Raw genomic sequence first — 18,658 nt, forward strand, 5'->3', positions numbered from 1 at the left:
GTTGGAGCCGGTGATGCAGCTTGCAGGCGCCCTGGCGCTAGCGCCGCTCGCCCTGGGTAGCATCAAACGTGGCATTTCGCAGAAACCCCGATGGCATTTGCAAGGCAGAAAGGCCGCCAAACTGCTTGTGTTCCGCCAGCAACTCCTGCAGCCTCGCATCACGCACCACAGGGCCCTGCGCGGACATGACCAGTACCTGCTGCGGCGAAGGCTCTGAGCGAGCCAGTTGCGGCGCAGCAGACGGCGACAACAAACCGGAGCCTGCATTCCAGCCCACCGCAACCACTGCCACCAGCGAAGCAAAACCAGCGACGAGTTTCCAGCTAAACCGCGCATCGTTGGCGGCCTGACGTTCAGGCACGGTCACCACAGAGCCCTGAGCCAACACCGTCGAACCAGGGACAGCGGCCAACACCGGCTCAAGTACAAGGCGCGCGCGCAGACGCATCACAAACGCATCATCCGAAGCCTGTGGTACCAAGCCGGGCGAACGCAACACGTCGCCGATCAGGTGGTAGGCTCCCCAGCTCGTCCGTGCCTGTCCGTCGGTTTCACAAAGCGCCAACGCAGCCGCAAGGTCCTCGCCTGCCAGTTGGCCGTCGGCCAGAGCAGAAATCAATTCAGGGTTTTGCGTTGTCGGTTTCATGGTGTTCGTGGGCAACTGTCTGTGCCAATTTGATTACTTGCTCTGATTTCCAATAAAAGTCGCTGATATCAACACCTGTCGCGTCACGGGTCCGCTTCCTACCAACGCTTGCCCGACTGGTTCTCCAGCAAGGGCTTGATCTTGTCCGAGATCGCTTCCCGTGCCCTGAAAATCCGGGACCGCACAGTGCCAATAGGGCAATTCATCGCCTCCGCGATCTCTTCATAACTCAAACCTTCGATTTCCCGCAGGCTGATGGCCTGGCGCAACTCCTCAGGCAAGGCGTCCATCGCCGCATTGACCATCTGGGCAATTTCCTTGCTGGCCAGCACGGCTTCGGGGGTTTCTGAACTTGTTAGTTCGTTTTCCAGCGGGGAAGTTTCATCATCGTCGCCGGATTTGAACGAATTTTCCGAGACCGTGGGATTGCGCTTGAGGTCCATCAAGGCTTTTTTGGCGGTGTTGACGGCAATCCGGTAGAGCCAGGTGTAGAACTGCGCCTCGCCGCGGAACTGGGCCAGCGCGCGGTAAGCGCGGATAAAGGTTTCCTGGGCAATGTCTTCCACCAGGTCGACATCACGCACCATGCGACCGATCAGGCGCTGGATGCGGCGCTGGTATTTGATGACCAGCAGTTCAAACGCCTTCTGGTCGCCCGCCACCGTGCGCTCGACCAACACGGCGTCGCTGTCGCCGGCTGTGGCTGGCTCGGAAGGTGGAATTTCTGCGCTCATGGATAAGGACGTGGCGGGTCGGCTTCGACGGAAAAGTCCGCTGCGGCTAAAGGGATGGACTTGTCAGGTAGCAGGCCACCAGGCCGTGCCTTGCGCCGCGAATATACAGCACGTCGCAAATCCAGCCAGCGTTCGGGAAGAGCCCCGCGGTGGGCCCACAGCCACAAGGTGGCGTGATCGTGGTTGTCCAGCCGGATCAGCAGGGTGCGCTGCAGATCCAACGCCACCGACAGGTCCAGCACCGGTGTCCCAGCCTGATAGCTGGGGCTTTCCCATCGCCACACCTGGCCGTCCCAATGCAACTGGCCGACCGGTGCACTGCGCCAGCACAGCCAGGCGACTGCGCCGGTTGCCGCCACCGCAACCACGCCCAGGCCGATGCGCCAGTCAAAGCCGGGGGCGATCAACCACCAGCCAGCGGTCACCAGCAAGCCAGCCAGCCAGACGGCGGCCAGGACCATACCCTGAAAATGCGAACGCCCCAGCGGATAGGCAACCGGCGGGGCGTTATGCATGGGCGGAACGGGAAGTGATGGCGCTGGATGCTGAGGTGTAAGAAAAAAAGGGCTTCAAACCCGCTTGAACACCAGTGTGCCATTGGTGCCACCGAAACCAAAATTGTTCTTGACCGCCACATCGATGCTGGCATCACGCGCGGTGTTCGCGCAGTAGTCCAGGTCGCACTCGGGGTCCTGGTTGAAGATGTTGATGGTCGGCGGAATTTTCTGGTGGTGCAGCGCCAACACGGTGAACACCGACTCGATGCCGCCAGCGCCGCCCAGCAGATGCCCGGTCATGGACTTGGTCGAGCTGACCACCAGCTTTTTGGCATGGTCACCAAACGCCGCCTTGATGGCGTTGGTCTCGTTGAGGTCGCCCAGCGGCGTGGACGTGCCATGCGCATTGAGGTAGCCCACGGCGTCGACATTGATGCCGGCGTTTTTCAGGGCCATGACCATGGAGCGGCGCGGGCCGTCCACATCGGGTGCCGTCATGTGGTACGCGTCAGCGCTCATGCCAAAGCCGGTGAGCTCCGCATAAATCTTCGCGCCACGCGCCTTGGCATGTTCATACTCTTCGAGCACCAGCACACCACTGCCCTCGCCGAGCACAAAGCCGTCGCGGTCCTTGTCCCACGGACGGGAAGCGGTTTTCGGGTCATCGTTGCGGGTCGACAGGGCACGTGCTGCAGCGAAACCACCCATGCCCAGCGGGGACACGGTCGCTTCCGCGCCGCCAGCCACCATGACGTCGCAGTCACCGTACTCGATCATGCGCGCCGACAGGCCAATCGCGTGAAGGCCCGTGGTACATGCCGTCACAACGCCGATGTTGGGGCCCTTGAAGCCGAATTGGATGGACACATGGCCGGAGATCATGTTGATGATGGAGGCCGGCACAAAAAACGGTGAAATACGGCGCGGGCCGCGATTCATCAGTTCAGTGTGGGTCTGCTCGATCATCGGCAAACCGCCGATGCCCGAGCCGATGTTGCAGCCGATGCGTGTCGCCTCCTCATCACCCAGGGCGTCCCCGGTGGGCAGACCGCTGTCGGCCACGGCCTGGAAGGCCGCCGCCAGGCCCAGATGTATGAAGCGGTCCATGTGCCGCGCTTCTTTTTCAGGGATGTAATCCGTGATGTTGAAACTTTTGACCTCGCCCGCAAACTTGCAGGCGAAATTGCTGGCGTCAAACTGCGTGATGAAGTCGATGCCCGGTTTGCCTGCCAGCAGGTTGGCCCAGGAGTCGGCCACGGTGTTACCCACCGGGCTGACACATCCCAGACCTGTCACAACAACGCGACGACGGCTCATGCGCAAATCCTGAAGAAATTCCTGGAAAGCCGGATACGGCTTTCCAGGCGGGATGAAAAAAGACCGGGGTAAAAACCGGGGTCTTTAGGCTTTTTGATGGGTGTTTGCGTAGTCGATCGCGTTCTGGACGGTCGTGATCTTCTCGGCGTCTTCGTCCGGGATCTCGATACCAAATTCATCTTCCAGAGCCATCACCAATTCGACAGTGTCAAGCGAGTCGGCGCCCAGATCGGCCACAAAGGCTTTTTCATTGGTGACCTGGCCTTCTTCCACGCCAAGTTGTTCGGCAATGATTTTCTTAACACGTGATTCGATATCGCTCATAAGTCCCTCTGAGGGTTGTAAATTAATCCGTGATTTTAGCGTTGTTAGGGGTGATTCCCCAACCCGCCAGCCGGACGGAAAAAACCCGGCTTGTACTCCGGCAGTTGCCAGCGGCTCTGCGTCACCCATTATTCATGATCCTGGTGACGCCGGGCCAGCCGGCAACGGCTGGTCGATTTCACATATACATACCGCCGTTGACGTGGAGTTCCTGCCCGGTGATGTAGCCGGCTTGCGGACTGGCAACAAATGCCACCGCATGCGCAATGTCCTGCGGCTTACCCAGGTGGCCCAGCGGAATCTGTCCCAACAGGGCTTTTTGTTGCTCTTCTGGCAGGCCGGCCGTCATGTCGGTTTCGATAAATCCGGGCGCCACACAGTTGACGGTGATGTTGCGGCTGCCGAGTTCACGCGCGAGCGCGCGGGTCATGCCGGCCACCCCGGCCTTGGCGGCCGCGTAGTTGGCCTGGCCGGCATTGCCGGACGCACCGACCACCGAGGTGATGCTGACGATGCGGCCGTAACGCTGCTTCATCATGGTGCGCATCACGGCGCGGCTCATGCGGAAAACGGCTTTGAGATTGGTGTCCAGCACCGCGTCCCAGTCGTCATCTTTCAGGCGCATGGCCAGCATGTCGCGCGTGATGCCGGCATTGTTGACCAGCACTTGCAGCCCGCCGTGCTCTTTCACGATCGCGTCGATCAGCGCTTCGGCGGCCGCTGCGTCGTTGACATTGAGGTTTTTGCCGGCACAGCCAGGAAACGCTGCGAGCGCCTGGCTGATCTTCGCCGCGCCCTCATCGGAGGTGGCCGTGCCGATCACCTTCAGGCCGCGTCGCGCGAGTTCCAGCGCGATCGCCGCACCAATGCCGCGCGAGGCGCCGGTGACCAGCGCCACCTGGCCTTCAAAGCTGATATCAGACATAACTTCCCCCACGTTTGCAGCTATGCCGCCGCACTGCCCCCAAGGGGGCGCTCACGGCTTGGGTCGGCCCGGTGCCGTTCATGCCAATGCCTCCTTCGCCTGCTTCAGACTCTCCGGATCAAACAAGGCCACGCCCGTCATCTCCGCATCAATACGTTTGACCATGCCGGCCAGCACCTTGCCGGGCCCACATTCGACCACGGTGGTGATGCCGCGCGCCTTGATGGCCAACACACATTCGACCCAGCGCACCGGCCCGAAGGCCTGCGCGTACAAGGCCGCGCGAATGCGGTCGGGATCGGCTTCAACCGCGACTTCAATGTTGTTTATCACCGGGATCATGGGCGCGGCAAACACGGTTGCCGCGAGTTTTTCGCGCAGTTTGTCGGCGGCGGGCTTCATCAGGCTCGAATGAAACGGCGCTGACACCGGCAGCGGCAAGGCGCGTTTGGCACCGTTGGCCTTGAGCACTTCGCAGGCTTTTTCCACCGCAGCCTTGCTGCCGGCAATCACCGTCTGCATCGGGTCGTTGAAATTGACGGCTTCCACCACTTCGGCTGTGCCCGGACCGAAGCTGCGCAGCGTCTCGGCACAACCTTCGATGACACGGGAAGCCTCCATGCCGAGGATGGCGGCCATCGCGCCCACACCCACCGGCACCGCATCCTGCATGGCTTGCGCGCGAAAACGCACCAGCGGCGCAGCCTGCGCCAGGCTCAGCACGCCGGACGCCACCAGCGCGGAGTATTCGCCAAGCGAATGTCCGGCCACCACCGCCGGCGCCACGCCGGTCTCGGCCATCCAGGCCCGATAGGCGGCCACACCGGCCACCAACATCACCGGCTGGGTGTTGGTGGTCAAACCCAGCGCTTCCCTCGGGCCTTCGTTGATCAGCTTGCCGAGATCTTCGCCGAGTGCGTCCGAGGCTTCACGCAGCGTCTCACGCACGGCGGGATGGTCACCCCAGGCGTCCAGCATGCCGACAGTCTGCGAGCCCTGCCCCGGAAAAACAAAAGCAAAAGGTTTCATAGAAATTATTAATCAAATCGGCCGCCAGCCCATGAGGGACAGGCGTCACCAGCTATAGATTCAGGAGCACCGCGCCCCAGGTGAAGCCGCCGCCCACACCTTCAAGCATCAAGGTGTCGCCTTTTTGGATCTTGCCGCTGCGCACCGCAACGTCCAGCGCCAGCGGAATTGACGCCGCCGAGGTGTTGCCGTGCTGGTCCACCGTGACGATCAGCTTGTCCAGCGGCATCTTCAGCTTCTTTGCCGTGCTGTGCATGATGCGGATATTGGCCTGGTGGGGAATCAGCCAGTCAATGTCGCTGTCCTGCAGGCCGGCTTTGGCCAGGGTGGCGCGGGCCGCCTCCTCCAGCACACCGACCGCCAGCTTGAACACGGCCTGGCCATCCATCTTGAGCAGCGGGTCACCGAGCACCTGGCCACCTGCGACCGTGCCCGGCACACAGAGGATGCCGACGTATTTGCCGTCGGCATGCAGATCGGTCGCCAGAATGCCGGGGGTGTCGGAGGCTTCCAGCACCACAGCGCCAGCGCCGTCACCAAACAACACGCAGGTGGTACGGTCCGAAAAATCGAGAATGCGCGAAAACACCTCGGCACCAATCACCAGCGCCTTGGTCGCCGACCCTGTTTTGATCATGGCGTCGGCCACGGTCAGCGCATACACAAAGCCGCTGCAGACCGCCTGCACGTCGAAGGCCGGGCAGCCGGCGATGCCAAGCTTGTTCTGCAAGATACAGGCGGCCGACGGAAACACCATGTCCGGTGTCGAGGTGGCCACAATGATCAGATCGATGTCACTGGCTTGCAGGCCGGCGGCCTGTAAGGCATTTTTGGCCGCTTCCAGGCCCAGGTCGCTGCTGCAGACTTCAGGCGCCGCGAAATGGCGTGCCCGGATGCCGGTGCGCTCGACAATCCATTCATCCGAGGTTTCTATGCCTTTGGCCGCCAGCTCGGCCGCCAGGTCGGCATTGCTTAAACGGCGCGGCGGCAGGTAGCTGCCGGTTCCAGTGATACGTGAATAAGGGCTCATGAATTTAGTGCGCTGGCGCTGGATCGGCTTGTGCGGCAAGCGCCTCGGCGGCTGTCGCATCCACCGATCCCATGGCCGCTTTGGCCAACAGGGGGGCGGCGTGGGCGATGCGTTCCTGCACCCTCTCCAGCAAGTTGTTGCGAGCTGCATCATAAGCGCGATTCAGGGCCCGCTCGAAAGCAAAGGCATCGGCTGAACCATGGCTCTTGAACACCAGGCCCCGCAGCCCCAACAAGGCTGCTCCGTTGTATCGCCTGTGGTCTACACGATTTTTAAACGCAGATAAGACCGGATAGGCGACGATCGCAGCAGTTTTGGTGAAGATATTTCTGGAAAATTCAGCCTTGATGAAACCACCAATCATGCTTGCGAGGCCCTCGCTGGCCTTCAAAGCCACATTGCCCACAAAACCATCACAGACCACGATATCCACAACGCCTTTGAAGATGTCGTTGCCCTCAACATTGCCATAAAAGTTCAAATCACCACTTTTAGCAGCAGATCGGAGTAGTTCGCCGGCTTTTTTTATGACTTCGCTGCCTTTTATGGCCTCTTCACCAATATTCAGCAGACCAACCGTGGGACTGGGCTTGTCGGCGATGGCCGAAACCAGAGCCGAACCCATCACCGCAAACTGGAACAGATGGTCTTCGGTGCAGTCGATGTTGGCGCCCAGATCCAGCACGGTGGTGGCACCGCCGGCGGCGTTGGGCAACTGTGTAGCGATCGCCGGGCGGTCGATGCCCTCCAGCGTCTTGAGCACATAACGCGCAATTGCCATCAATGCGCCGGTATTGCCGGCCGAAACAGCCGCCTGGGCTGCCCCCTCCTTGACCTGCGTGATGGCGACCCGCATTGACGAGTCTTTTTTGCGGCGCAGGGCGACTTCAATCGGGTCGTCCATGGTCACCACCTCCGTGGCGGCCAGCACCTGACAACGGGGATGAAGCTGGATGCGGGAAAATGACGCCTGAGCTGCGAGCACATCAGGCTGGCCCACCAGCACAATGCCGGCGTCAGGGTGACTGTCCAGAAAAGACAGACAGGCCGACAAGGTGACGGACGGGCCGAAATCGCCGCCCATGGCATCGACAGCTATCCTGATCATGGCAGGACCGGTGCAGTCAGGAAATGGGAATTCAACAAAACAAAGGCCCGCAGGATGAGTGCGGGCCAGTTCTTAAAGCGCGGAATTACGCTTCGGATTTGGTTTTCAACACCTTGCGGCCACGGTAAAAACCGGTGGGGCTGATGTGATGGCGCAGGTGAATCTCGCCAGTGGTCGACTCAACAGCCAGGCCTGGAACGGTCAGGGCGTTGTGGGCACGGTGCATGCCGCGCTTGGAAGGTGATTTTTTGTTCTGCTGGACGGCCATGATCCGCTCCTGAGGGGGTATAGGGTTGGTAAATTGCGCTCTGAATCCGTGAGCTGATCCTGGCGCGAAGCCTTTGATTATAGCGCGTTACGGCCGGCTGTTCCACTCCCCCGACGCAGTCGGGCGGCAGCCGCTCTGAAAATCCCTGTCGACCTGCTCTTATTTTGACTTTTTGAGCTGGGCCAGCGCCGCAAAGGGGTGCGGTTTGACCTCCGCCTCGCCTTCCGGCAGCGCCAGTTCCGCCTCACCGGCGCTGAATACCGGGCTGACCGGGCAGGTCTCGTGCATCGGCACCAGCGGCAGGGCCATCAGCAATTCATCTTCGACCACCGCCAGCAGGTCAAACTGCGGCTCCATCACCAGCAAGTCCTCCTCGGATTCGTCATCTTCGGCCATGGCGATGTCTTCATCGTCCACAAAGCGGTACCACTGGTCGATTTCCAGCGGCGTCGCTACCGGCCCCATGCAGCGCTGGCAGGTCAGTGGCAGGCTGGTTTTGGCCTCCAGGCGCACCCACACATCGGCCTCGGCGCCACTGCGCGCGCGCAACTCGCCAGTGGCCCGCCAGTTGATGCCCAAATCGGGCGCCGGCCCATGTATTTCCTGGGCCAGGCGCTCCATCTTTTGTAGCGGCGTCAGTTCCACCAGCGGCTCGCCCGCCTGGGCAAAAGCCGGCATGTTGAGGCGCCGGGCGTTGAGATTTTTCGACATGGCAAGCAGTGTAAGAGAATCAGCCCATGAGCCCTTCTCCCACCAACCATGACCGCACTGCCCTGCGCGGTAGCCCGAGCCGCACGCTGATCCTGGGTTCCACCTCGCGCTATCGCCGTGAATTGCTGGCCCGCCTGGCCATCTCTTTTGAGGTGGCGTCACCGGACGTGGACGAAACCCCACAGCCGGGCGAAGCCCCCGCCGAGCTGGCGCTTAGGCTGGCTTTGGGCAAGGCCCGCGCAGTGGCCGCCAACTTCCCCCAGGCCGTGGTGATTGGCTCCGACCAGGTCGCCGATCTGAACGGCCTGTCGCTGGGCAAACCTGGCAGCCATGAACGCGCGGTGGCCCAGTTGCGCCAGATGCGCGGGCAAACTGTGGTATTTCAGACCGCCGTGGCCGTGGTCTGCGCCGAAAGCGGCTTCGAGCAGGTCGAACTGGCGGCGGTCAGTGTCAAATTTCGCGAACTCGGCGATGACGAGATCGAGAATTACTTGCGCACCGAGCGACCCTATGACTGCGCCGGCAGCGCCAAAAGCGAAGGTCTGGGGATCGCCCTGCTCGATTCCATAGAAAGCGACGATCCGACCGCGCTGGTCGGCCTGCCGCTGATACGCACCTGCCGCATGATCCGTGCCGCCGGCATCGCGCTATTGGCCACCCCCGAAGAGACATCATGAGCGCGGCGCCCAAAGGCAAGCTTTACCTGGTGCCAGCGCCGCTGGACTTCGGCTGCGATGTGCAGGCGCCGCTGCAGGACGTGATCCCGCTGGGCACCCTGCAGATCGCAGCAACCCTGCCCTGCTGGATTTGCGAAAACGCCAAAAGCACACGCGCCTACCTGAAACGGGTCGGTGAGGTGCAACCGCTGCTGCAGCCGGTGCAGGCGCTGCAGATCACGGAGTTGCCGCGCGAGGTGCATAAAAAAGGCGACCACGGCGGCGGTTTCGATGCCAAACCCTTGCTCAAGGCCGCGCTGGAGGGCCACAACATCGGCCTGGTCAGCGAAGCCGGCATGCCGGCGATTGCCGACCCCGGCTCCTCGGTGGTGCGCGCAGCGCATGAGCTGGGTATCCAGGTTTTGCCGCTGACCGGGCCGATGTCGCTGATGCTGGCGCTCGCCGCGAGCGGCCTGAACGGCCAGAATTTTGCGTTTGTCGGCTACTTGCCGCAAGACGGTAGCGAGCGCAGCCAGCGGATCCGCGAGCTTGAATCACTGGCGCTCAAAACCGGCCAGACCCAGATCTTCATCGAGACGCCCTACCGCAACACCGCGCTGCTGCAGGCGCTGCTGCAAACGCTGCAGGCCAACACCCGGCTGGCGCTGAGCTGCGGCCTGAGCCTGCCGACGGGCTGGTCGCACAGCGCCTTGGTCAGCGCCTGGAAACGCGACAAGCCGGCGGCGCCGCTGGGCTTACCGACGGTGTTTTGCATCGGGCGTTGAGAGACTCAGGGTCAAGCCGGTAACGAGCGACCGCAGCAAAAACAGGGTGGTAAGGAAATATAGGAATTTACGAAAAATTATGCGTAGTCCATAATTATTGAAATTTCACAAAATACATAAATCATGACTTTCCGTCGCACTGCCCTAGCCCAAGACATGGCCAAGCAATTGCTGCAGCCGTCATTTCTCGACACCTCCTTGCGCTCAGGACTTTTTCTTTCGGGGCAGCGACGGGTGGGTAAAACCACATTTCTGGCGACTGACCTCATTCCGGCGCTGGAGGATCTAGGTGCCATCGTCATCTATGTCGATTTGTGGAGTCAGCCGCAAGCCAACCCAGCGGACTTGGTTCACGACGCCATCCGAAAATCCCTGAGCGAGTTGCAGACCCCCGGTTCAGGAATTTTGCAGAAATTAAAACGGGTTGCCAGCCTGGAAGCCGGCGCTGCAGGGTTCACTTTTGGATTTACGCTTGCGGACGTGGGCAAGGAGGGTGGCGTCAGTCTTGCCCACGCGTTCAAAGAGCTTATCGACCAAGCCAAAACCAATGTGGTACTGATCATTGACGAAGTGCAACATGCGCTGGGAAGTACGGAGGGTGACAACATGCTCCATGCGCTAAAGGCAACACGCGACGCCATCAACACCCGACCTGGAACCGCGGGCTACTTTCTCTTCCTCGGGACGGGGTCGCATCGAGCACGGGTCCAGGAGCTCTCCATCAAAGGCAACCAGGCGTTCAACGGCGCAGTGACTCATGAATTTCCGGTGTTGGGGCGAGACTTCATTGAATACGTGCTTCAGCAGGTCAAGCCCCAGTTGGGCGCGATGGCACCCTCGGTAAAGGTCACTGAAGCGGCATTCCAGAGAATGGGTAGCCGGCCCGAAGAATTGATGAAGGCACTCAATGTTTTGCGTGGCTTACCTCAAGGCGCCAACCCTGACGAGCATTTGCCAACCATTGCCCAGTCACTCGGCGCCGCTGCAGCGGACATCGAGCTTCAAAAAATAGAAGCCTTGGGCCCACTTGCAGAGGCTATTTTTTCACGTATTTGCAGTATCGGAGGCAACGTCAAAGGCGGCTTCACGGCAGACGCACTCAAGGAGTACTCCACTCAAATCGGTCGGGAAGTCACAGCCCAAGAGGTGCAGGGCGTGATTGGCTTGCTGACTTCTGCCAACCTGCTCATGCGCGTCAAACACGGGCACTACGGGGTGACCGACAGCTTCGTCGAAAAAGCCTGGATGACACGATTACGGCCCGATCCGCTCTTGCAGCTTGATGCCTCGCCAGACCCAGGCCCCTCAACCTGAGCGACCACACTACGAGCACCGCTTCGCAAACCATCAAAAAAGCCCGCATCAAGCGGGCTTTTTCATGGATCCATCGAGTTCAGCGAATTGAAGGAATCGCCTTGAGGCTGCGGATCGCACCGTCACCAATCGCCGCGCCAAACCGTTTGGCCAGCTTTTCAGCCACGTTTTCACGGCGTGTGTAGTCGATGATTTCCTCGGTCTTGACGATCTCGCGCGCCACATATTCGAGCGAACCCACGTTGTCAGCCAGGCCCAGTTCCACCGCCTGCTGGCCGGTCCAGAACAGGCCGCTGAACATGTCCGGCGTTTCCTTCAGGCGCTTGCCGCGGCCGGCCTTGACGACGGTGATGAACTGCTGGTGAATCTGGTCGAGCATGGTCTGCGCATAGGCGCGCTGCTTTTCGGTCTGCGGACTGAACGGGTCGAGAAAACCCTTGTTTTCGCCCGCCGTCAGAAGGCGCCGCTCGACGCCGACCTTGTCCATCAGACCGGTGAAGCCAAAACCGTCCATCAGCACGCCGATGCTGCCGACGATGCTGGCCTTGTCGACAAATATCTGGTCGGCCGACGCGGCCACGTAGTAGGCGGCGGAAGCGCAGGTTTCTTCCACCACGGCGTAGACCGGCTTCTTGTGTTTGGCCTTCAGGCGGACAATTTCATCACTCATCATGCCGGCCTGCACCGGGCTGCCGCCAGGTGAGTTGATCAGCAGCACCACCGCCTTGGCGCCTTCGTCTTCAAAGGCGGCACGCAGCGCGGCGTTGACGAATTCGGCGCTGGCATCGGCACCTGCAGCAATTTCGCCCTTGATCTCGACCACCGCCGTGTGCGGGGTACTCACGCTGGTGGCGGTGCTTCGATGCATTGCAAACCAGACCAGGAACACAAAAAACGCCAGCCAGGACAGGCGAACAAAAGTTTTCCAGCGGCGCGAGGCCTTTTGCTCGTTCAGGGCTGCAAACGCCAGCTTCTCCAGCGTCGCGCGCTCCCAGCCCGGTTGCAGCGCGGGATCGGACGAACTGCGTTGCGCTATGTTTTCAGGAGCTGCAGGCGCAGACCCCACATGGGCTGGAGGCCGATTTGGATCGTAATCCGGGTCGTCGTAGGGGTCGTTGCGGTTTGAATCGTTCATAAGAGGTAGTTTAGAACTCGATTGCCTTCAGTTTGTAGGAGGTATGCCAGAAAACAAGTCCATCACGCTCGCTAAGGTCAATTTTGACCAGCCCACCCTGGCAGGGGCCGCCGCTGCAGGCGCCGGTGTCGGGGCGATAGGCCGCGCCGTGGCTGGCGCACAGCAGCCACTGGCCACTGTCGTCAAAGACCCGGTTCGGCTGCCAGTCCAGCTCCATCGCCACATGGGTGCAGCGGTTCAGGTAGGCGTGCGGCTGGCCCTCGAAGCGGACCGCGAAGGCCCGGCAGGTCTGGCCGGCGTAGTTGACGTCGAAGGGCACAGCGTTCCCGCCCTCGGAGAGATCGCCGGCGCGGCACAGGGCGACCGGGGCGGGGTCGGCTTCAGGCATACACAGCCAGCCAGTCGTTCAGCTCGGCCACCGAATGCGCGATAAAACGCGGGTTCAGCACCTCGAAGGCCGCGAATTCATGCGCGCCATAACTGACGCCGACACTGGCGCAACCGGCATTCACCGCCATCTGCAGGTCGTGCGTGGTGTCGCCAATCATCAGCGTGCGCGCCGGGGTGACGCCGAACTGGTCCATCAGTTCGTGCAGCATGCGCGGGTGCGGCTTGCCTGCCGTTTCATCGGCAGTGCGCGAGGCATCAAAACGGCCCTTGAGCTCGACCGCCTGCAGCGCCTCGTCCAGGCCGTGCCGGCTCTTGCCGGTGGCCACGGCCAGCTTGTGGCCACGCGCCTTGAGCGCGGCCAGCAGCGGCAACACGCCGTCGAACAGGCTGATGTCGTTCTGGTGCGCGATGTAATGGTGCCGGTAACGGGCGCCGAGTTCAGGATATTTGCTCTCAGGTACGTCGGGCGCGGCATGGGCCAGCGCCTGCATCAGGCCCAGGCCGATCACGTAGCCGGCGGCTTCGTCGGTCGGCACCGTACCGCCGACATCGCGCACGGCCGCCTGGATGCAGCGCACGATGATCTGGGTCGAGTCGAACAAGGTGCCGTCCCAGTCGAAGGCAACCAGGTCAAAGTTCAGTGGCTTGGAGGGAGACGGCATGGTTCGTGAAACTCTCGAGATCGGGGGGGAGCGCGGCCCGCAGTTCAATGCGTTTTCCGCTGGACGGATGGGTGAACTTTAACCGCCAGGCATGGAGAAACATGCGTTTGAGCGCAGCGCCCGGTGCTTCTTTTTGCAGCGCCTTGTTGAGCTCGAAGTCGCCGTATTTATCGTCGCCGGCAATCGGGTGGCCCTCGCTGGCCAGATGCACGCGGATCTGGTGGGTACGGCCGGTCTTGATGGTGACTTCCAGCAGGCTGAAGCCGCCGTCCGCTGCCACGCCTTTCACCTTGACCAGGGTCACGGCGCGCATGCCGTCGGGGTGATCCTTGCCCACCACCTGGACCCGGCGCTCGCCATCGGCCAGCAGGTATTTTTGCAGCGGCTTGTCCAGCACCTTTTTATTGGCCGGCCAGGCCCCTTTGACCATGGCCAGGTAAATCTTGTCGGTTTCACGCTCGCGGAACTGCTCCTGCAGATTCTTCAGCGCCACCCTTTTTTTGGCGACCAGCAGGATGCCGCTGGTTTCGCGGTCCAGCCGGTGCACGAGTTCGAGGAAGTTCCAGTCCGGCCGCGCCATGCGCAACTGCTCGATCACGCCGAAAGCCACGCCGCTGCCGCCGTGCACGGCCACGCCGGCCGGCTTGTCGATAGCCAGCACATGGTCGTCCTCGAACAGGATGGGAAATTCCCGCGATGGCGCATAACCGCCTGCGCTGGACGCCGCACCGTGGCGAGCGATCTCGACCGCCATGGCCTCAGCTTTCTGGTCAGCGCGCTCCGAAGTCCGCACCGGCGGAAGGCGCACCAGGTCGCCGGCTTCGATGCGGGTATCGGCCTGCACCCGCCCCTTGTTGATACGCACCTCGCCGCTGCGGATGATGCGGTAGACATGGGTCTTGGGCACGCCCTTGAGCTGACGGATCAAAAAATTGTCCAGGCGCTGGCCGGCCGAGTCCTCGTCAACAGTTACAAATGTGGCTTGCAGGGCTGCTTTTTCTGGCGCCATGGCGGGGCTTGGCTGCGCAGCAGCAGGCGTGACGCGCCCCGCTGGGGCGGCGTCCGGGGGTTTACCCGTGCGGGCTGTTTTGGCTGAACCTGCGCCTATAATGTGTTTCACTAGCGACAAGCTGTAAGTGGTTGATTTGTCTGGGAGTTTAGTCCACACACCGATCAGGCCACTGCCAACAGCCTTGCTGGAAGGTCGACGCCACTGACAGCAAATGCCTGCAAGCGCACGGTGCCAGGCACCCCGCGGCAGGAATATGTTGTGCAGACGAGTCGACGTTTTGCGAACACAACTACGGAATACGATGTGTTCAGCCCCGCGGGCTGGACACGGATAGCAGCGAAATCTGGTCTTTAATGGGTAGCCTCTTGACACCACTGGTCGTACTGATGAATTTATGCCTGCGGCGCTTTTTAGCCCCGCATTTTGGCATGAATCAGCCGCCAGCCCATGTCCTGCGGGCGCAAGCAGCTACTGATTTTGTAGCACGCACCCGTCGGTCCCCGCTTCGCCCCATCCACGCGCCTACGCCCAGACTGCACAGCTGACCGGTTTTCTCCGGTTCGCTGTTGCGCCGTCAAAGGCTCTCCGGCAATTCCCCACGTTCGCACAACGTCTGCTCCCGGCGTCGTTTGCCCGTTTTTCGGGCAGTGATGTGTGAGACAGAGAAGAACGAAGGAAATCCCATGAAACGCATGCTGGTCAATGCCACCCAGTCGGAAGAACGCCGCCTGGCCATCGTCGACGGACAAAAGCTCCTCGACTACGAGATTGAAATTGAAGGGCGCGAACAGCGCAAGGGCAACATCTACAAGGCCGTCGTGACCCGCGTCGAGCCCTCGCTCGAAGCCTGTTTTGTCGACTACGGCGAAGACCGCCACGGCTTCCTGCCGTTCAAGGAAATCTCCAAGCAGTACTTCGCCCAGGGCGTGCCGGTCAGCCAGGCGCGCATCCAGGACGTGATCCGCGAAGGCCAAGAAATCCTGGTCCAGGTCGAAAAAGAAGAACGCGGCAACAAGGGCGCGGCCCTGACGACCTTTGTGTCACTGGCCGGCCGCTACGTGGTGCTGATGCCCAACAACCTGCGCGGTGGTGGCGTCAGCCGGCGTATCGAGGGTGAAGACCGGGCCGAGCTCAAGGAAAACATGGACCAGCTGGAATACCCGGCCGGCGCCAGCATCATCGCCCGCACCGCCGGCATCGGCCGCAGCGCCGCCGAGCTGCAGTGGGACCTGAACTACCTGATCAAGCTCTGGACCGCCATCGACGGCGCCGGCAAGGAGGGCAAAGGCGCCTTCCTGATTTACCAGGAATCCAGCCTGGTGATCCGCGCCATCCGCGACTACTTCAACAGCGACATCGGCGACATCCTGTTCGACACCGACGACGTTTACGAACAAGCGCGCCAGTTCATGGCCCACGTGATGCCCGAGCATGAGCACCGCGTCAAGCGTTACCGCGATGACGCGCCACTGTTCAGCCGCTTCCAGATCGAGCACCAGATCGAGTCGGCTTACGCGCGCACCGTACAGTTGCCCTCCGGCGGCGCCATCGTGATCGACCACACCGAAGCGCTGGTCTCCGTGGACGTCAACTCGGCCCGCGCCATCAAGGGCGGCGACATCGAAGAGACGGCCACCCGCACCAATCTCGAAGCCGCCGACGAAGTCGCGCGCCAGATGCGTTTGCGCGACCTGGGCGGCCTGATCGTCATCGACTTCATCGACATGGAAGAGTCGCGCAACCGCCGCGATGTTGAAAACCGCCTGCGTGATGCGCTGCGCCAGGACCGCGCGCGTGTGCAGTTCGGCACCATCAGCAAATTCGGCCTGATGGAAATGAGCCGCCAGCGCCTGCGCCCGGCGCTGTCCGAAGGTGCGTCCATCCCCTGCCCGCGTTGCGGTGGTTCCGGCCACATCCGCGACACCGAAAGCTCGGCGCTGCAAATCCTGCGCATCATCCAGGAAGAGTCCATGAAGGACAGCACGGCCTCGGTCTTGTGCCAGGTGCCGGTTGATGTCGCGTCTTTCCTTCTCAACGAAAAACGTTCCGAGATCGCCAAGATCGAAATGAAGCAGCGCATTAACGTGCTGCTGGTGCCCAACAAAACGCTGGAAACACCGAACTACAAGCTCGAACGCCTGAAACACGACGACCCGCGCCTGGACAACATCGAGGCCAGCTACAAGATGGCCGACGAGATGGAAGACGCGACCACCGTCACGCGCCGCAGCCAGGAAAAACACAACAAGCAGGAGCCCGTCATCAAGGGCGTCTTGCCCGATGCACCGGCACCGCAGGCGATTCCGAAACCTGCTCCGGTGGCAGTGGCCCCGGTGGCACCAGCACCGGTGCGCGTTGTGGCTGCGGCCCCGGCCGAAAAAAGCTTTTTTGCCAAGCTCAAGGAATTTTTCGTCGGCGCCGAGACAGCCCCTGTGGCCAATCCTGTCCGCGAAGAGAAAAAAGAAGAACGCAGCGGCGAAGCCCGTCGTGACGGACGCGGCGAACGCAGCGACCGTGGCGACCGTGGCGGTGAACGCGGCGGACGTGACGGACGCCGTGGCGGACGTGGCGGCCGCGGCGAAGGCCGCGCCGGTGAAGCGCGCGGCGAGGGCCGTTCGGACCAGCCGCGCGAAGCCCGCGGCGAGCGCAGTGAACGTGGCGAGGGCCGCGGCGGCGAACGCCGTGAACGCGGCGAAGGTCGTGGTGACCGTCCGGCCACCGAAGGCCGTCCAGAAGGCCAGCGTCCCGAGCGTCCGGCCGGTGAACGCAACGAGCAAGCGCGTGAACCACGCGAGGCCCGTGAGCCCCGTGAACCGCGCGGCGAGCGTCCGGAAGGACAGCCCGCTGGCGCCGAGGGCCGCGAAGGCCGTGGCCGCCGTGGCCGCGGTGGCGATCGCGGTGAACGTGGCGAACGCGGCGACCGTGCGCCACGTGATGCCGAGCAACAGGAACAGGCTTTGGCCAACCAGGCGGCCATGGCCGCAGCGATGGCAGGCGACGTGTCGCCGCGCCAGGAGCGCGCCGCCGAAACCGGTGTCGACGGTGACCGCCAGGACCGCAACAACGAAGCCCGCCCCGAGGGCCAGGGCCGCCGTGAACGTGGTGAGCGCGGTGAGCGTGGCGGAGAACGCGGTGAACGTGGCAATGCCCGCCGTAACGAGCGCCGTGACGACCGCAACGACGGAAGCGCCGCACCGGTCGCCGGCGCCCAGGCTGACAGCTTCGACGCCGCCCACCCGGCTGTCGTGGCCAGCATGGACGAAGCCGGTAACCCGGTGGCCCCTGCTTCCTCGACCGATGTCCAGCCGCGATCCGAGGGCGGAGAAGGCGGCGACCGACAGCCACGCGAACGCCGCAGTCGGGACCGTTATGGCCGCGACCGCCGCGAGCGTTCGGAGCGTGGTGACGCCCCGGCGGAAGCCTCTGCCGAGGCTGGCGCAGCGCCGGGTTTTGCCGAAAATTCGCAACCCTATCAGCCTGAAGCCCATGAAACACGGGCGCCTGCCGCTCCTGAATTTGTAGCACAGGCGGAACCGGTGCGGACCCCCCAGGTGGCGCCGCAAGCGGCACCCAGGGCTGCGGCCCCGATCGTGGTGGCAGCGCCCGTCGCCGCCCCCGCGGCGGCCGGCCGCGCGCTGCCCAAAGTGCAGGGCTACGACCTGCCGCTGCAGGACCTGGCCCAGGTGGCCCAGTCTTCCGGCCTGCAGTGGGTCAACTCGAACGCCAGCAAGATCGCCGAGGTCCAGGCCGCCATGGCCGCCGAGACGAAACCGATCCACGTGCCGCGCGAGCGTCCACCGGCACCGCAGCTGGACAGCGGTCCGCTGGTGCTGGTCGAGACAAAACGCGACCTGCGGGACACGACCTTGCCGTTTGAGAACGCTGCTGCGGCCGCACCGGCGACCGGTGAACGCGCGGAGTAGTTCTCACGTTGGTGTCTTCGGATACGCCGATCAAAAAAGGCAGCTCTTGGGCTGCCTTTTTTTCGCCCCTGCGAGGAAGGCTGCGTCTCCGATGCAAGGGTCTGCTGTCCCTTCATCATCGACGTGTCGTGGTGTGCCTGCGCTTGTAGGCCGGGGGTTGCCCGGCGGCAACTCACTTTTCTTTGTCTCGCC

The 18,658-nt window shown here is 62.3% G+C and carries 19 protein-coding genes; 4 read left to right on the forward strand and 15 right to left on the reverse strand.

Annotation, left to right across the window (positions count from 1 at the left end):
• Nucleotides 1-37: 37 nt before the first annotated feature.
• The 11 genes from ACH2CW_RS17980 to ACH2CW_RS18030 form a co-directional block, all read right to left on the reverse strand.
• A complete protein-coding gene (locus ACH2CW_RS17980) occupies nt 38-646 on the reverse strand; it encodes a sigma-E factor negative regulatory protein (RefSeq protein WP_395060667.1) in 609 nt (202 codons plus the stop codon).
• Nucleotides 647-744: 98 nt separating this feature from the next.
• Nucleotides 745-1,380 (reverse strand): RNA polymerase sigma factor RpoE, encoded by a 636-nt coding sequence (gene rpoE, locus ACH2CW_RS17985; RefSeq protein ID WP_395060669.1) that lies wholly within the window; start codon nt 1,378-1,380, stop codon nt 745-747.
• Nucleotides 1,377-1,895, reverse strand: coding sequence for a hypothetical protein (locus tag ACH2CW_RS17990; RefSeq protein ID WP_395060671.1), 519 nt, complete (start codon nt 1,893-1,895; stop codon nt 1,377-1,379). The genes rpoE and ACH2CW_RS17990 overlap by 4 nt, the downstream gene beginning before the upstream one ends.
• 54 nt (nt 1,896-1,949) lie before the next feature.
• Entirely contained in the window at nt 1,950-3,194 is a 1,245-nt protein-coding gene (fabF, locus tag ACH2CW_RS17995) for a beta-ketoacyl-ACP synthase II (protein ID WP_395060673.1), read from the reverse strand.
• 84 nt (nt 3,195-3,278) lie between these two features.
• Nucleotides 3,279-3,518 carry an acyl carrier protein gene (gene acpP / locus ACH2CW_RS18000; protein ID WP_188705832.1) on the reverse strand — a complete coding sequence of 80 codons (240 nt, stop codon included), beginning with the start codon at nt 3,516-3,518 and terminating at the stop codon, nt 3,279-3,281.
• 178 nt (nt 3,519-3,696) lie between these two features.
• Nucleotides 3,697-4,443: a 3-oxoacyl-ACP reductase FabG gene (fabG, locus tag ACH2CW_RS18005; RefSeq protein ID WP_395060675.1), complete on the reverse strand. Its 747-nt coding sequence runs from the start codon at nt 4,441-4,443 to the stop codon at nt 3,697-3,699.
• A gap of 78 nt (nt 4,444-4,521) precedes the next feature.
• Complete coding sequence (gene fabD, locus ACH2CW_RS18010) at nt 4,522-5,472, reverse strand: ACP S-malonyltransferase (RefSeq protein ID WP_395060677.1); 951 nt, start codon at nt 5,470-5,472, stop codon at nt 4,522-4,524.
• 52 nt (nt 5,473-5,524) lie between these two features.
• On the reverse strand, nt 5,525-6,502 hold the full coding sequence (locus ACH2CW_RS18015) for a beta-ketoacyl-ACP synthase III (protein WP_395060679.1): 978 nt from the start codon (nt 6,500-6,502) through the stop codon (nt 5,525-5,527).
• A gap of 4 nt (nt 6,503-6,506) precedes the next feature.
• Nucleotides 6,507-7,610, reverse strand: a complete 1,104-nt coding sequence (gene plsX / locus ACH2CW_RS18020; RefSeq protein WP_395060681.1) for a phosphate acyltransferase PlsX — start codon at nt 7,608-7,610, stop codon at nt 6,507-6,509.
• 85 nt (nt 7,611-7,695) lie between these two features.
• Nucleotides 7,696-7,878: a 50S ribosomal protein L32 gene (gene rpmF, locus ACH2CW_RS18025; RefSeq protein WP_188705822.1), complete on the reverse strand. Its 183-nt coding sequence runs from the start codon at nt 7,876-7,878 to the stop codon at nt 7,696-7,698.
• 159 nt (nt 7,879-8,037) lie between these two features.
• Nucleotides 8,038-8,589: a YceD family protein gene (locus ACH2CW_RS18030; RefSeq protein WP_395060684.1), complete on the reverse strand. Its 552-nt coding sequence runs from the start codon at nt 8,587-8,589 to the stop codon at nt 8,038-8,040.
• Between the two features lie 26 nt (nt 8,590-8,615).
• Here ACH2CW_RS18030 and ACH2CW_RS18035 point away from each other — a divergent pair, with 26 nt between their 5' ends.
• From ACH2CW_RS18035 to ACH2CW_RS18045, 3 genes are all read left to right on the forward strand, one after another.
• Nucleotides 8,616-9,266, forward strand: a complete 651-nt coding sequence (locus ACH2CW_RS18035) for a Maf family nucleotide pyrophosphatase (RefSeq protein ID WP_395060686.1) — start codon at nt 8,616-8,618, stop codon at nt 9,264-9,266.
• Nucleotides 9,263-10,030, forward strand: a complete 768-nt coding sequence (locus ACH2CW_RS18040; protein WP_395060688.1) for an SAM-dependent methyltransferase — start codon at nt 9,263-9,265, stop codon at nt 10,028-10,030. Before ACH2CW_RS18035 ends, ACH2CW_RS18040 begins: the two co-directional genes overlap by 4 nt.
• 156 nt (nt 10,031-10,186) lie before the next feature.
• Nucleotides 10,187-11,344 (forward strand): AAA family ATPase, encoded by a 1,158-nt coding sequence (locus tag ACH2CW_RS18045; RefSeq protein WP_395060690.1) that lies wholly within the window; start codon nt 10,187-10,189, stop codon nt 11,342-11,344.
• Nucleotides 11,345-11,423: 79 nt separating this feature from the next.
• On the opposite strand, the gene ACH2CW_RS18050 is transcribed toward ACH2CW_RS18045, so the two are convergent.
• From ACH2CW_RS18050 to ACH2CW_RS18065, 4 genes are read right to left on the reverse strand one after another with little or no spacing between them, the layout of a single operon-like run.
• On the reverse strand, nt 11,424-12,479 hold the full coding sequence (locus ACH2CW_RS18050; RefSeq protein ID WP_395060692.1) for a S49 family peptidase: 1,056 nt from the start codon (nt 12,477-12,479) through the stop codon (nt 11,424-11,426).
• A 10-nt stretch (nt 12,480-12,489) separates the two neighbouring features.
• Entirely contained in the window at nt 12,490-12,867 is a 378-nt protein-coding gene (locus ACH2CW_RS18055; RefSeq protein WP_395060694.1) for a Rieske (2Fe-2S) protein, read from the reverse strand.
• Entirely contained in the window at nt 12,860-13,531 is a 672-nt protein-coding gene (locus tag ACH2CW_RS18060) for an HAD family hydrolase (protein ID WP_395060695.1), read from the reverse strand. Before ACH2CW_RS18060 ends, ACH2CW_RS18055 begins: the two co-directional genes overlap by 8 nt.
• Nucleotides 13,500-14,651 carry an RluA family pseudouridine synthase gene (locus tag ACH2CW_RS18065; RefSeq protein ID WP_395060697.1) on the reverse strand — a complete coding sequence of 384 codons (1,152 nt, stop codon included), beginning with the start codon at nt 14,649-14,651 and terminating at the stop codon, nt 13,500-13,502. The genes ACH2CW_RS18060 and ACH2CW_RS18065 overlap by 32 nt, the downstream gene beginning before the upstream one ends.
• Nucleotides 14,652-15,226: 575 nt before the next feature.
• On the opposite strand from ACH2CW_RS18065, the gene ACH2CW_RS18070 reads away from it, so the two are divergent.
• Nucleotides 15,227-18,466, forward strand: a complete 3,240-nt coding sequence (locus tag ACH2CW_RS18070; RefSeq protein ID WP_395060699.1) for a ribonuclease E/G — start codon at nt 15,227-15,229, stop codon at nt 18,464-18,466.
• The last annotated feature ends 192 nt before the right edge of the window (nt 18,467-18,658 follow it).

It is taken from the genome of Polaromonas sp. (assembly GCF_043778355.1).
Classification (GTDB): Bacteria; Pseudomonadota; Gammaproteobacteria; order Burkholderiales; family Burkholderiaceae_C; genus Polaromonas.

What these genes read in the sequence shown, in the direction of transcription:
- ACH2CW_RS17980 (WP_395060667.1), bottom strand. Translation starts at nt 646, where the DNA reads ATGAAACCGACAACGCAAAACCCTGAATTGATTTCTGCTCTGGCCGAC.
- rpoE (WP_395060669.1), bottom strand. Translation starts at nt 1,380, where the DNA reads ATGAGCGCAGAAATTCCACCTTCCGAGCCAGCCACAGCCGGCGACAGC.
- ACH2CW_RS17990 (WP_395060671.1), bottom strand. Translation starts at nt 1,895, where the DNA reads ATGCATAACGCCCCGCCGGTTGCCTATCCGCTGGGGCGTTCGCATTTT.
- fabF (WP_395060673.1), bottom strand. Translation starts at nt 3,194, where the DNA reads ATGAGCCGTCGTCGCGTTGTTGTGACAGGTCTGGGATGTGTCAGCCCG.
- acpP (WP_188705832.1), bottom strand. Translation starts at nt 3,518, where the DNA reads ATGAGCGATATCGAATCACGTGTTAAGAAAATCATTGCCGAACAACTT.
- fabG (WP_395060675.1), bottom strand. Translation starts at nt 4,443, where the DNA reads ATGTCTGATATCAGCTTTGAAGGCCAGGTGGCGCTGGTCACCGGCGCC.
- fabD (WP_395060677.1), bottom strand. Translation starts at nt 5,472, where the DNA reads ATGAAACCTTTTGCTTTTGTTTTTCCGGGGCAGGGCTCGCAGACTGTC.
- ACH2CW_RS18015 (WP_395060679.1), bottom strand. Translation starts at nt 6,502, where the DNA reads ATGAGCCCTTATTCACGTATCACTGGAACCGGCAGCTACCTGCCGCCG.
- plsX (WP_395060681.1), bottom strand. Translation starts at nt 7,610, where the DNA reads ATGATCAGGATAGCTGTCGATGCCATGGGCGGCGATTTCGGCCCGTCC.
- rpmF (WP_188705822.1), bottom strand. Translation starts at nt 7,878, where the DNA reads ATGGCCGTCCAGCAGAACAAAAAATCACCTTCCAAGCGCGGCATGCAC.
- ACH2CW_RS18030 (WP_395060684.1), bottom strand. Translation starts at nt 8,589, where the DNA reads ATGTCGAAAAATCTCAACGCCCGGCGCCTCAACATGCCGGCTTTTGCC.
- ACH2CW_RS18035 (WP_395060686.1), top strand. Translation starts at nt 8,616, where the DNA reads ATGAGCCCTTCTCCCACCAACCATGACCGCACTGCCCTGCGCGGTAGC.
- ACH2CW_RS18040 (WP_395060688.1), top strand. Translation starts at nt 9,263, where the DNA reads ATGAGCGCGGCGCCCAAAGGCAAGCTTTACCTGGTGCCAGCGCCGCTG.
- ACH2CW_RS18045 (WP_395060690.1), top strand. Translation starts at nt 10,187, where the DNA reads ATGGCCAAGCAATTGCTGCAGCCGTCATTTCTCGACACCTCCTTGCGC.
- ACH2CW_RS18050 (WP_395060692.1), bottom strand. Translation starts at nt 12,479, where the DNA reads ATGAACGATTCAAACCGCAACGACCCCTACGACGACCCGGATTACGAT.
- ACH2CW_RS18055 (WP_395060694.1), bottom strand. Translation starts at nt 12,867, where the DNA reads ATGCCTGAAGCCGACCCCGCCCCGGTCGCCCTGTGCCGCGCCGGCGAT.
- ACH2CW_RS18060 (WP_395060695.1), bottom strand. Translation starts at nt 13,531, where the DNA reads ATGCCGTCTCCCTCCAAGCCACTGAACTTTGACCTGGTTGCCTTCGAC.
- ACH2CW_RS18070 (WP_395060699.1), top strand. Translation starts at nt 15,227, where the DNA reads ATGAAACGCATGCTGGTCAATGCCACCCAGTCGGAAGAACGCCGCCTG.